The organism is Pseudalgibacter alginicilyticus (assembly GCF_001310225.1).
GTDB classification, from domain to species: domain Bacteria; phylum Bacteroidota; class Bacteroidia; order Flavobacteriales; family Flavobacteriaceae; genus Pseudalgibacter; species Pseudalgibacter alginicilyticus.
In genome coordinates this window covers 3,041,227-3,054,870 of record NZ_CP012898.1, presented here as the reverse complement: position 1 = coordinate 3,054,870, position 13,644 = coordinate 3,041,227, and the positions used below count along the sequence as shown (strand labels likewise).

Sequence of the window (13,644 nt, the reverse complement as noted above, 5' to 3'; positions counted from 1 at the left end):
AAATACCTATATTTGAGCAATCGATTACATAAAAATATAAATATGAAAAATAAAACCTTATTTCCAATCCTAATTCTTTCAGCTTTTGTTTTTTTCTTTAATTCATGTAAAAACAAGAATCCTAAAACAGAAGTAATCAATAATTTTGATAAAGCAGACGAAATTATTGAAGAAATAAAAGAATTAAAATTCCCAAATAACGTATTTAATATTATAGATTTTGGTGCTAAAGGAGATGGAAAGACTAATAATTCTACAGCAATTAAAAAAGCCATTGAAAGTTGTACGCAAGCAGGAGGAGGAAAAGTTCTCATACCTAATGGTCAATTCTTAACTGGTCCTATACACTTAAAAAGCAATGTAAATTTGCATTTAGAAGAGGGGGCCATCGTACTTTTTACAACAGATAAAAAAGCTTACTTACCTGTTGTACATACATCTTTTGAAGGAACTGAACTAATGAATTACTCGCCTCTGATTTATGCTTATAAACAAAAAAATATAGCAGTAACAGGCAAAGGTACTTTTGATGGTCAAGCAAACAATACAAACTGGTGGCCTTGGGTAGGGAAAAACACTTATGGATATGAAGAAGGCTCTTTGAGCCAACATGATTCAATCAATTTACCAAGATTAAGAATGATGAATGAAAAAGGTATACCAGTATCTGAACGTGTTTTTGGTGATGGCTATCAATTAAGACCTAATTTTTTTGAACCTTTTGAGTGCGAAAATGTGCTACTGCAAGGTGTAACTTTTACAAATGCTCCGTTTTGGGTAATACACCCCATAAAATGTAATTATGTTCGAGTTGATAGTGTAATAGTAAATAGCCATGGGCCAAATAACGATGGCTGTGACCCAGAATATTCTAAAAATGTTCATATAACAAATTGCACATTTAATACAGGTGATGATTGTATTGCTATCAAATCAGGAAGAAATAATGATGGTAGAAGCGTAAACATCGTTAGTGAAAATATAGTTATTGAAAATTGTCATATGATAGACGGTCATGGCGGTGTTGTTATTGGTAGCGAAATTTCAGCAGGAGTTAAAAATGTATTTGTAAGAAATTGCAAAATGGACAGTCCTAACTTAGATCGAGCTATTCGTATTAAGACCAACACATTAAGAGGTGGATTTGTGGAGAACCTGTATGTTAAAAACGTTCAAGTTGGACAAATAAAAGAAGCCTTCTTACGTATAAACACATATTATGCTATTTATGCCAATCAAGAAGGAGACTTTATCCCTTCAATAAAAAACATTCATTTAGAAGATATTCAAGTAGAAAACAGTGGTAAATATGGCATACTTATAAAAGGTAGAGAACAAAGTCCTGTTGAAAATGTAACACTTACTAATGTAACCATTAAAGGTGCAAAAACACCATTATCTATTGAAAATTCTGAGCCTATTACATTTAAAAATACATTTATAAACGGAAAGCAATATTAATACACTTATTCAAAAAAATTGAGTTTAAATCTATAAGTTATTGCCAATATTGAAAACAAAAACAATTGGGAAAGCAGAAAATACAAGGGCAGAATATTTAAATGAATTTAAAAATTATGAAAAAATCAATAATACTTAACCCGCTATATTTTATAGCATTTCTAATTATAATAACAGGCTGTAAAAACAACATAACTCATCAAAAGTCTATATTACAAAACAATAACGTAAAAAATATTATTCCTGAAAATTTAAAATGGTCAGAAAGGATGCTGCTTTCAGAGATGCAACGCTTTCCCGATGCCTCACTTTTAGATTTTAAAAAAGCACCACATTGGAGTTATACCCCAGGACTTGTATTATCTGCTTCTGCTAAAGTTTACGAAAAAACGAAAAAACAACTTTACTTTGATTATATCTATCAGTACGCTAACAAAATGATAGATAGTATGGGTGGCATATTAACTTATAAATATTCAAATAAAAATTTAGACATGATTAAGTCTGGTGATATTTTATTGTATTTATATCCAAAAACAAAAGAAAAACGATTCTTAACGGCCGCAGAAACATTAAATAACCAAATGGAAACACAACCAAAAACTTCCAATGGTGGTTATTGGCATAAAAAAATATACCCATATCAAATGTGGTTAGATGGGCTATACATGGCAGAGCCGTTTCATGCGCAATATGCAAAAACATATATTAATAATGAAAGTATTAAATTTAAAATTTATGAAGATGTTGTGCATCAATTTGATTTAATTCAAAAACATAGTTTTGATAAAGAATCAGGCTTGCTTTACCATGGTTGGGATGAAAGCAAGCAAGAACAATGGGCTAACAAAAAAACAGGAAATTCAAAACATTTTTGGTCAAGAGGTATGGGATGGTACGGCATGGCAATGGTAGATGTATTAGATTTTTTACCATTAAACCATCCTGGAAGAGAACGCATAATAAATTACCTAAATCTATATGCTGAAGCTTTAAACAAAGTACAAGATAAATCTGGTTTATGGTGGCAAGTTTTAGATCAAGGAAATAGAAAAGGAAATTATTTAGAAGCCTCAGGAACAGCTATGTTTACTTATACTTTTGCCAAAGGGGTCAATAAAGGCTATCTCCCTAAAAAATATCAAAAAACTGCAGAAAAAGCTTTTAATGGTTTAATAAACAATTTAATTTCAGTAGAAGAAAATGGATTGGTAAATATTAACAAATGTTGTGGAGTTGCAGGATTAGGAGGTAAACCTTATAGAGATGGTTCATTTGAATATTACGTAAATGAAATTATTCGTTCAAACGACCCTAAGGCTACCGGTCCTTTTATATTAGCGGCTTTAGAACTCAATAAATAAATTTTCAAACCAATATACATACTTACAAGGCCCATCTATATATTATGAAAAAAATAACCATTGCTATAATATTATTAACTCTTTTATTTACTAATTTATCTTGTAACGTAAAAAAAAATGACGATAAACCAAAAGATCAAGAACACACATTTTTCACAACACTATATCTAATTGGTGATTCCACTATGGCCGATTATATTAGCTATTATGATTCTAAAGAAGATTATATTAAAAAAAAATATCCCATAACAGGTTGGGGGCAAGTTTTTCAACAGTTCATGCAATCTGATAGTTTGTTAAAACTAAGAAATATTATTAAAAACGACAGTGTCTATGTTGACAATAGGGCTCGAGGGGGGCGTAGCACACGTTCGTTTTTTCAAGAAGGTCGATGGCGCTCAGTGTATCAAAGTCTTAAAAAAGATGACATAGTGATGATGCAATTTGGACATAATGATGCATCCTCTAATAAAATAGACCGTTATGTAGATATTAAAGGTTATAAAGAATTTTTAAGGCTTTTTGTAAATCAAACTAGAGACAAAGGTGCTATACCTATAATATTAACTCCAGTAGCTATAAATAAATCATGGCAAGACGGTATACTTGGTGATGTTCACGGTGAATACGGGAAGGCCCCTAAAGATGTTGCCAAAGAATTAGATGTTATGCTTATTGATTTAAATAAAAAATCAAAAGATTTCTTTACTAAAACAGGCAAAGAATACGTGACTCAAAAATACTTTATGAATCTTCCGCCTGATACTTATGAAGCTTACCCTGACGGCTTAAGTGATAATACTCATTTTCAATCTGAAGGAGCTACAGAAGTTGCTAAATTAGTTTATATAGGTTTACAAGAACTCAACATAACATCCAATTAATTATTTCTTTTTATACCTACATAACTAAAAGAGTGCAAAGTAATGAAAATCATATATTAAAAACCTACAATCCATGTTTAGACTTCCATTTAGTATATTGAGTCCCTATCAATTTATTAGGACCTTTAACGTACCAAGCATACCCAACTCGTCTTTCAATCTCTATTTCAGCTAATGTGTTTTTTTTAACACCATCCCTTCCTGAAAAAAAAGGCTGTTGTGTTTTTAAATCATAAAAACGAGCCCACATAATATTTCCTGGTTTTGATACTACTTTCATATCCTCAGGATTAAAAGTTTTTTGTATACCTAAATCTTTAATCTTAACCTTATTAAACCAATCAACGGCAGAATGTATAGAATGTATAATTTCAAATGAAGGGTTTTCAACAAGCATAAGCACCCTAACAATACCTACAGATTCGGAACCACTTATAGAAGGTAATTCATAAGACCTTGCCAATGCTGGTAATAATGTCACTTCATCATATTGTGCACACCAACCTGTTTTTTTTCCATCTATACTTATCTGAGTTTGTAATATAATATCAATTCCTTTTGCAAATGCATTGATTGCTTTTTCTTTATATTTAACATCAAGAACATCTGTATTATTAATCCCTTTTGAAATATCCCACATTAAATTCATTACATTAACCATGGCATTATCATTAAAAGTTATCTGATGCCTATAAGCACTTTTATCTGGATAATATTGTGGCCAGCCCCCATTGTCATATTGGGCTACCAAAAGGTAATCTACACCTTTAATAGCACCTGTTAAATAATTAATATTATTAGTTAATTTATAAGCCTTTAATAGATATTTGATCTCGCCTACTGTATGATTATTATCAATGGTTGTATCTGTACTATTTTTAGTACTCAGAGCTAATACCTTCTCTTTTTCTGTTTGCGCCCTATTGTATCCAGAAAAATTATTGTGGGGTTCTTTTGGCCAACCACCATTGTTACGCTGCCACAATAATATATTTTCTGCTTTTAAATCTGAAATTATTGAAGAACAAAAGCCTTTTGCACGTATTTTCTCCTTGTTTATATGAGAAGATATTTTAGCTATAACAATTCTCTTTTCGTCAAACAAAAATGACTCATAAATCCTTGATTCTAAGCTGTTGTTATTTTCAAAAACTTCACCCAACAACAAAATATCACTACCCTTAGCTTTTTTCATTACAGCGTACCGATATGCATGAGCAACACTTAAATCACTTCCATAAGAGTTGTAAACTATAAAAGAACATAGAAACAATAATATAATTTTTATTTTTTTATTCATTTTCATACTATTTAACAGAGATGTAATCGATTAATCAATATTAATTATTAATATCCGATAAGCAAAATATAAATACAAAAAATATTACTTTTGTTGAATCTAATTACTACTTTGTATTATTGGTTATTATGGGAAAAAAGACAACTATTTATGATATCGCAAAAAAGCTGAACATTACAGCAGCTACAGTTTCAAGAGCACTAAACAATAATCCTAAAATTAGTGCGGCTACAAAAGAACTTGTATTAGAAACTGCTGCTAAAATGAATTATGAACAAAACAAACTTGCTCAAGCTCTAAAAAGTGGAAAAAGTTATAATGTAGGTGTTATTGTTCCTCGTATAGACAGTAATTTTTTCGCCTCAATCATTAGAGGAATTGAAGATGAACTTTCACCTTTTGGTTACCAAGTAATTATTTGCCAGACTCATGAAGAGAATGCTAAAGAAATTGAAAATATAGACACTCTATTAAACGCCCAGGTAGATGGTGTTTTAATGTCTATTACAAAATCAAACATAGAGTCCAACCATTTTAACCGGGTTATCAAAAAGAATATTCCACTTATATTTTTTGATAGAAGACACAATATGGAGGGTGTTAGCTCTGTGACCATTGATGATTTTGAAGGGGGATATCAAGCAACAAAACATTTAATTAACCAAGGCTGTAAACATATAGCACATTATACTGGAAGTCATAACATTGATATATTTAAAGACAGGTATTTAGGGTATAAACAAGCGTTAGAGGATAATGGTATAGAGTTAAATGAAGATTATATCATTCAAATAAAAAGCGATATTACTAAAGGCGCAAAAGCAATGAAATCATTGCTAAAAATGAAAACACCTCCAGATGGGCTTTTTTCATCAAGTGATTTTAGTGCATTAGGAGCCATTCAAGAGCTAAAATCACAAGGAATTAAAGTTCCTAAAGATTTTTGTGTTGTTGGCTTTAGTAACGAACCATTTACCAAATTCATGGAACTATCTATAACATCTATTGATCAATCTCCACTTGAAATGGGAAAAATGGCTGCTCAAGTTTTTTTAGAACAAATGAATAATAAATTTAAAATTGAAAAAAGAATTATACTAAAGCCTAAATTAATAATAAGAAAATCATCTTTAAAATCTGATGCTTAAATTAGATCAACCCATGAATTTAATAAAAAAGCCAAGACCATAACCTTGACTTTTTTACACTATTAATCTTAACCATTTCTATGCTACAAAGACACTCCTCGTCTCCAAGGTATAAAATCATTTTGGTTTAATAATTTTGCTTTAGTTTTCACCCTACCACTTGCTACCTCTATTATGAACCCAAGCATTTCATCAGCCATTTCCTCTATGGTTTTTTCACCTCTTACAACAGCACCAGTTTCAATGTCAATAATATCTGGCATACGAGCTTGAAGTTCTGTACTTGAAGCTACTTTTATTACAGGCGCTATAGGATTACCTGTTGGGGTTCCTAAACCTGTAGTAAACAATACAAGATTAACCCCTGAACCTACTAAAGCGGTTGTACTTTCTACATCATTGCCTGGTGTACACAACAAATTCAATCCTGGTTTAGTAATATACTCACCATAGTCTAATACGTCTTGAACAGGTGATGCTCCTCCTTTTTTAGCGGCTCCTGCAGATTTCATAGCGTCTGTAATTAAACCATCTTTAATATTCCCAGGAGAAGGATTCATATCAAATCCAGATCCAGCATCTACAACTGATTTTTCAAAAGCTTTCATTAGTTTTAAAAACTTGTCTCCTTTTTCATCTTCAACACAACGATTCACCAATTCTTGTTCAACGCCACATAATTCAGGAAATTCAGCTAATACAGCTGTACCATTAAGCGCTACTAATAAATCTGACACAGCACCTAATGTAGGATTTGCTGATATTCCTGAAAACCCATCAGAGCCTCCGCATTCTAAACCTACTTTAAGTTTAGATAAAGGAGCTGGTTCTCGCTTAATATTATTCGCTTTTTTTATACATTCAAAAGACTCCTTAACAATTACAGACAACATTTCATCTACTGTCCCTATTTGTTGTTGTTCAAAAATGAGAATAGGTTTCTTTAAATTTGGATTGATTATTTTCAACGCTTCTTTAAATACATCAATTTGAAGATTTTGACACCCTAAACTTAACACTGTAACACCAGCAACATTAGGATTATTAACGTAGCCTGCTAATAACTTAGCTAAACTTTCAGAGTCTTGACGAATTCCTCCACATCCTCCCGGATGGGTTATAAATTTCACATCTATATTGTCAAAAACATCTGTAAACAACGATGCTTCGTCAATTTCTTCTTTTCCACTAACTAAAGAACGAAGCAGCAATTGATGAGAACTTATTCTTTGTTTTAAAAGTTCCTTTTCAAAAATTTCTTTTAAAATTTCAATATTACGGTTTTCACAAAATACCAATGGAAAAAACAACCACACATTTTCTGTTCCTACTTGTCCATCCTCTCTGTGATAGCCTAAAAATTTTTTACCTTTCCATTTATCAACATTAGGAGCAATCCAATTAGGGCTATCATTTCTTCCATAAACTTTTTCACTTAAGTGTTTTACGTTTTCAGTAGTTAAAACATCTCCTTTTTCAATAATTTTAGTAGCAGAACCTACTAATACACCATACATAAGAATCCTGTCTCCTGATTCAAATCTATTTAAAGCTATTTTATGCTTAGATTTTATATCAGATAACACCTTGATATATTGCCCTTGAAAAGAAATAGTTTCTCCTTCTACCAAGTTTACCAAAGCAACCGCAACATTATCTGCTTCATTTACTTTCATTATTTTCTTTTGCATACAAAATAATTTATTCCGTTTAAAACTTTTTGCTGTAATTAGTAAATCCTATTTCAACACCATTAGCGTCTATTTCTTTTAATGCTAATGCAATTGCTTCTGGTAAATCTTTTACCCTATTTAAATCTTCTCCCCAGTAATCACTCACACTTAAAACATTTTTTGCTATTTGTTCATAATCATTCGATTCCCAAAACTTATAAAAAGCAGAAACTATATCAGGGCTATCTTGAACTGGCAAAGCATTCCCTTTCCAAGTGCCTTTATAAAAACGTACTAAGCAAGCAAATGCAAATGTTAAATTAGTTGGCACTTTTTTATAAATATCTACGTAATCCAATAAACTTGGCAATACTCGAACTTTGAATTTAGAAATAGAGTTTAGGGCAATCGTAGATAAATTATGAATAATGAAAGGATTTCTAAAACGATCAAAAACCTCATCAATAAAATTATTTAATTCGTCTTTTTCCATTTCTAAAGTTTCGCTTATTTCATTATAAACGGCCTTATTAATAAAATCACCAGTAAATTTATTGTCCACTGATTCTTTTACTGTTTTATTTCCATAAAGTAATGAAAAAGGAACCATAGCTGTATGAGCACCATTTAAAATACGCACTTTTCTAGTTCTGTATGGTTGCATATCATCAACAATCTTAACATCTAAATTAGTTTTATTAAAAGGTAATTTTGCTTTCAAATCATCTCCACCTTCTATTACCCACAATAAAAATGCTTCTGAGGCTACGATTAAGTTATCTTTATAATGCAATTGTGCATTATAAATTTCAATTTCATCTTTTGGATACCCTGGCACAATTCTATCTACTAACGTACTGTGAAATGAACTATGTTCTAATACCCATGTTTTAAATGCACTACCTAAATTCCATTCAACAATATATTTTAATATAATTTTCTTTAGAGTTTCTGCATTATGGTTTATAAGTTCACAAGGAATAATAGTTAAACCTTTAGTTACATCTCCATTGAAATACTTAAATCGTTCGTATAATAAAAGTGTTAATTTTGCTGGAAACGAATTTGGCGGCTGCATTTCTGGAGTATCAGAGCTTACATAAGTAATCCCTGCTTCGGTAGTATTTGAAATAATGAATTCTAATGATTCTTCTTTAGCCAAATTTAAATAATCATTAAAATTAATATATGGATTAACTGTTTTTACAATATTAGAAATCAATTCTACTTCCTGAATTTCTTCACCTTTTTTAACACCTTTCATAAAAAGCGTATACAGCCCATCTTGAGCCTCTAACATTTTCACCAATCCTTTATCAATAGGTTGCACTACAGCTATACCTGCATTAAAATCAACCTTATGGTTTAATTCATGTATGGCATACCCAACGAAAGCCCTTAAAAAGTTACCTTCTCCAAATTGTACAACTTTGATTGGAGGCTTTGATTCGAGACCTATATTACTTCTGCTTAAATTTTTCATCTATGTATATAAAAGGTTCTTTTAAAAATTGAAATACTCCTTTGCATTATAATAACTTATATCTGAAACCATTTTACCTATCCAATCCATATCATTTGGCAACTCACCTCTTTTTATTTCATCACCCAAAAGATTACAAAGCACACGCCTAAAATATTCATGCCTAGGAAACGATAGAAAGCTTCGAGAATCAGTAAGCATTCCTATAAAACAACTTATAAGCCCCATGTTTGAAAGTGCATTTAATTGCTTTGTCATACCATCCTTTTGATCTAAAAACCACCAACCTGAACCAAATTGAACTTTTCCTTTTATGCTACCGTCATTAAAATTTCCTATCATAGTAGCCATTACTTCATTATCAGCTGGATTCAAATTATAAATAATTGTTTTAGTTAATTTATCTTTACCGTCTAAAGCATTTAAAAAAGCCGAAAGTTTTTGCGCTTGTGGAAAATCGCCTATAGAATCCCAACCAGTGTCTGGCCCTAAAATGCGATGCATGCGTTCATTATTATTTCTTAAAGCGCCTACGTGAAATTGCTGAACCCAACCATAGTCGTGGTATGTTTCACACAGAAAAATAAGAATAGCACTTTGAAATTTCAAAGCTTCCTCTGTACTAATGCTTTTATTCTCCCTTTTCTTTTTAAATATGGTATTTACTTCGTTTTCAGTAAAATTTTCAAAATAGATTTGATCCAATCCATGGTCACTCAATTTACATCCATTTTCATGAAAGTATTCAATTCTGTTTTTTAACGCCTCACATAGATCAGTATATGTATTTATATTCAGCCCAGTAATATCACTTAAAGTATCCAGGTATTTATTATAACCAGAATTAGAAATTAATATGGCTGCATCTGGTCTAAATGCCGTACTAACTTTTACCTTAAAATCACTTTTGGCAAGTTGATGATGATATTTCAAGGTATCGGTAGGACCTTCGGTTGTACAAACCACCTCTGCATTCATTTTTTGAAGTAATTGCTGACAACTATAATCTCCAGAATTTAATTTTTCGTTTGTTTCACCAAAAACCCTTTGACCTGATTTATCATTCAACAAATCATAGATATTAAAATACCTAGCTAATTCTAAATGAGTCCAGTGATACAATGGATTGCGCATAGTATAAGGAACTGTTTCTGCCCATTTTTTAAACTTATCTTCATCCGAAGCTGCCCCTGTAATATACGACTCATTAACACCTAGAGTACGCATTGCTCTCCATTTATAGTGATCACCGTTTATCCATACTTCAGTTATGTTTTTAAAAGTTTTGTTTTCAGCAATAAACTTAGGTGATAAGTGATTGTGATAATCAATAATAGGTAGATCTTTGGAATAATTATGATATAATTCTTCTGCGTATTTATTTTCTAATAAAAAATTATCATGTATAAATTTTTTGTTTGTCATTACTCTATTCAGATTTAATCTTAGTTAAAACTCTATTTTCAATACATCTTGTTGGTTGCTTACAAAAACAAATGGTTCTATTAAATTTTAAAAAACGAACCTCTACTTGCTTCTTAAAATAATTTTGGAAATTATACTTATAAAAAAATGTAATTGTAATCGATTACACAAATTTAACATAAATAATCATAAATACAACGTTTTAGTTTTTTTATTTAAAAATACTCAAACTAATTTTGTTGCAAATAGCCTACACACAAACCAGAAAACTCTTTAAAGTTTTATTTCTCTTAAAAATATACCACTCTTATCAATGAGAATTGTAAAACATTGATTTTACAACAATTAAATATCAAAATAAATAAAACTAAAAGTAATTTTCCGTATGGAATCTGCTGCAAAAGTTGTATAATTTGTCATTATATTAAGATCTAATTAAGATTCCTTTGTTGAGACAAAAGGCTATAAAACAAAAAAGCATCCCAATTTTCTTCACAGAAAAAAGGAAAGCTTTCCATTGGTTTAACTACTTAAACCTGTGATAAGCACTGGGTGCTTACCAAACAACACAACTTCTTTTAAGTGCCAAAAAAAGCCCTAATCTCTTAGAGCTTTTTAGCAATTTGGCGGTCTGGACGGGACTCGAACCCGCGACCTTCGCCGTGACAGGGCGACATTCTAACCAACTGAACTACCAGACCGTTGCATTATTGCGGTTGCAAATATACACGCCTTTTTTTATATCTCAAACGTTTTTTTAGCATTTTTTTAAAAAAAATTTGTCAAATAAATTTTTGACGCTCTATCATATAGGTTGTGAGGATGTTACTAAATTTTTTATTAATATCAGCCTCAACATATTTAATCTTATATTGAGCACATTTTAAACGAAGCGTATTAAAATAATCATTTACTGCTGTTTCATAATTCTCTTTTATAGTATCAGCATACAAATTAATATAAGCACCTGTTTCTATATCAATGAATTGTTTAGGTTTATTATCAAAATCAAACTTTAATTCCTTCTCCTTATCGAATACATGAAACAAAATCACTTCATGTTTATTATATTTAAGATGCCGTAATGCTTCTAACAATCTTATTTCATCTTCCGAGGTTTGAAACATATCGGTAAATAAAAAAATCATAGAACGCCTATGTACTTTTTCAGCAATCTCATGTAAATATTTATACGTTTCGGTTTTTCTGTTTGTTGACTTGGAAATAGCAGCTGCACTTAAATGATTTAAAAGCATTTGATGATGACGTTCACTACCCTTTTCTGGGGCATAATAATCATAATTATCACTATAAATACTTAAACCAACAGCATCTCGCTGCTTTTTTAAAATTTGCATGAGAGAAGCAGCTGCTAAAACTGAAAAACCTACTTTATTCAATCTATCGATGGAAAAAGTATTCATGTTAGGATAATGCATAGAACTACTATTGTCTAAAATTATATGACAACGCAAATTGGTTTCATCATCAAAGCGTTTTGTATAAAGCTTGTCTGTTTTTGCAAACAGCTTCCAATCTATATGCCGTGTACTTTCGCCTTGATTATAAATTTTATGCTCTGCAAATTCTGCTGAAAATCCATGAAACGGACTTTTATGCATACCGGAAATAAAACCCTCAACCACTTGTTTAGCAAGTAGCTCAAGATTATCAAACCCCTCTATTTTATTTAATTCCGACTGTAAATTCATAAAAAAAGCTCATCTACACCTCCCAAGTAAAAAGAAGGACTCCAACAGCAAATCATATTTAAAATTAAAAACTTTCCTCTTGTAAAACACTACTTTGCAAACAAAAACAAGAGCTCTCCGATAAGTTTAGACTTTAAATTATACCATCAACAATACCATATGCTACAGATTCTTCTGCACCCATCCAGTGATCTCGGTTAAAATCTTTCATTACTTTTTCAAAAGTTTGCCCGCAATTATCTGCTAATATTTGAGCACTCAATTCTTTTGTAATAACAATTTCTTTAGCTGTAATTTCAATATCACTAGCCTGTCCACGTGCGCCACCACTTGGTTGATGAATCATTACACGCGCATGAGGTTGAATAAAACGTTTACCTTTTGCTCCTGCAGAAAGAATTATGGATCCCATAGAAGCCGCAAATCCAGTACATATTGTAGACACTTGACTATTTAAAGATTTTATACAATCATAAATAGCAAAACCAGATGTTACATAACCTCCTGGACTGTTTATATACAAATGAATATCAGCATTTCCTATAGCATCTAAATACAGCAATCTATCAACTACATGCTTAGCAGACTTATCATCCACCTGACCCCATAAAAACACTTTACGTTGCTCAATTAATTTGCTATCTATAGCATCCTGTACTTTTATTTTATCACTCATAAATTTAATTTTTCATCTAAAATAAAAAAAGGTTTACCATATTGGCAAACCTTTTCAAGTTTCTTTTGTTTTATCTATTATAAAAGACCATCAATAGCATCTGTATATGCATTTTTAGGAGCAACTCCTACTTGACGTCCGACTACCTCTCCATTTTGGAAAACCAAAACTGTAGGGATGTTACGCACTCCATATTTGGCAGCAAATTCTTGATTGGCATCAACGTCAACCTTACCAACAACGGCTTTTCCTTCGTATTCCTCACTAATTTGTTCAATGATTGGACCAACCATTCTACATGGTCCACACCAAGCTGCCCAAAAATCTACTAATACTGGTTTATCACTTTTCAAAACCGTTTCCTCAAACGTTGCATCTGTTATCTCTAATGCCATAATATTTTAATTTAAATCTGTTCTACTTTTTTTATATCTACAAAATTAGTCAAAAAATCTCTAATGCCTACAAGGTAACAATTTGTTTTCTTTATATTCATATTGTTTCCTATTATTATTGCT

The 13,644-nt window shown here is 31.1% G+C and carries 11 protein-coding genes and 1 tRNA gene; 4 read left to right on the top strand and 8 right to left on the bottom strand.

The window, feature by feature from the left end:
• Positions 1-42: 42 nt before the first annotated feature.
• From APS56_RS12660 to APS56_RS12650, 3 genes are all read left to right on the top strand, one after another.
• Positions 43-1,461 (top strand): glycoside hydrolase family 28 protein, encoded by a 1,419-nt coding sequence (locus APS56_RS12660; RefSeq protein ID WP_054728835.1) that lies wholly within the window; start codon positions 43-45, stop codon positions 1,459-1,461.
• A 116-nt stretch (positions 1,462-1,577) separates the two neighbouring features.
• The gene (locus APS56_RS12655; protein ID WP_082379346.1) at positions 1,578-2,825 is read left to right on the top strand and encodes a glycoside hydrolase family 88/105 protein; all 1,248 of its coding nucleotides are present in this window, start codon (positions 1,578-1,580) and stop codon (positions 2,823-2,825) included.
• Between the two features lie 44 nt (positions 2,826-2,869).
• Positions 2,870-3,709, top strand: coding sequence for a rhamnogalacturonan acetylesterase (locus APS56_RS12650; RefSeq protein ID WP_082379345.1), 840 nt, complete (start codon positions 2,870-2,872; stop codon positions 3,707-3,709).
• Between the two features lie 64 nt (positions 3,710-3,773).
• On the opposite strand, the gene pelA is transcribed toward APS56_RS12650, so the two are convergent.
• A complete protein-coding gene (gene pelA, locus APS56_RS12645) occupies positions 3,774-5,009 on the bottom strand; it encodes a pectate lyase (RefSeq protein ID WP_157757668.1) in 1,236 nt (411 codons plus the stop codon).
• Positions 5,010-5,137: 128 nt separating this feature from the next.
• On the opposite strand from pelA, the gene APS56_RS12640 reads away from it, so the two are divergent.
• On the top strand, positions 5,138-6,157 hold the full coding sequence (locus APS56_RS12640) for a LacI family DNA-binding transcriptional regulator (protein WP_054728822.1): 1,020 nt from the start codon (positions 5,138-5,140) through the stop codon (positions 6,155-6,157).
• An 83-nt stretch (positions 6,158-6,240) separates the two neighbouring features.
• Here the strand turns inward: APS56_RS12640 and APS56_RS12635 are convergent, their stop codons facing one another.
• The 7 genes from APS56_RS12635 to trxA all read right to left on the bottom strand — a co-directional run bounded on the left by APS56_RS12635 (position 6,241) and on the right by trxA (position 13,521).
• Complete coding sequence (locus APS56_RS12635; protein WP_054728819.1) at positions 6,241-7,848, bottom strand: UxaA family hydrolase; 1,608 nt, start codon at positions 7,846-7,848, stop codon at positions 6,241-6,243.
• A gap of 19 nt (positions 7,849-7,867) precedes the next feature.
• Positions 7,868-9,313 carry a tagaturonate reductase gene (locus APS56_RS12630; protein ID WP_054728815.1) on the bottom strand — a complete coding sequence of 482 codons (1,446 nt, stop codon included), beginning with the start codon at positions 9,311-9,313 and terminating at the stop codon, positions 7,868-7,870.
• A gap of 21 nt (positions 9,314-9,334) precedes the next feature.
• Complete coding sequence (uxaC, locus tag APS56_RS12625; RefSeq protein WP_054728810.1) at positions 9,335-10,738, bottom strand: glucuronate isomerase; 1,404 nt, start codon at positions 10,736-10,738, stop codon at positions 9,335-9,337.
• A gap of 624 nt (positions 10,739-11,362) precedes the next feature.
• Positions 11,363-11,439: transfer RNA gene (locus APS56_RS12620), tRNA-Asp, on the bottom strand.
• An 81-nt stretch (positions 11,440-11,520) separates the two neighbouring features.
• Positions 11,521-12,450, bottom strand: coding sequence for a DUF58 domain-containing protein (locus APS56_RS12615; RefSeq protein ID WP_054728807.1), 930 nt, complete (start codon positions 12,448-12,450; stop codon positions 11,521-11,523).
• Between the two features lie 133 nt (positions 12,451-12,583).
• Positions 12,584-13,126, bottom strand: a complete 543-nt coding sequence (locus APS56_RS12610) for a ClpP family protease (RefSeq protein ID WP_054728805.1) — start codon at positions 13,124-13,126, stop codon at positions 12,584-12,586.
• Between the two features lie 77 nt (positions 13,127-13,203).
• Complete coding sequence (gene trxA, locus APS56_RS12605) at positions 13,204-13,521, bottom strand: thioredoxin (protein WP_054728802.1); 318 nt, start codon at positions 13,519-13,521, stop codon at positions 13,204-13,206.
• Positions 13,522-13,644 lie beyond the last annotated feature (123 nt).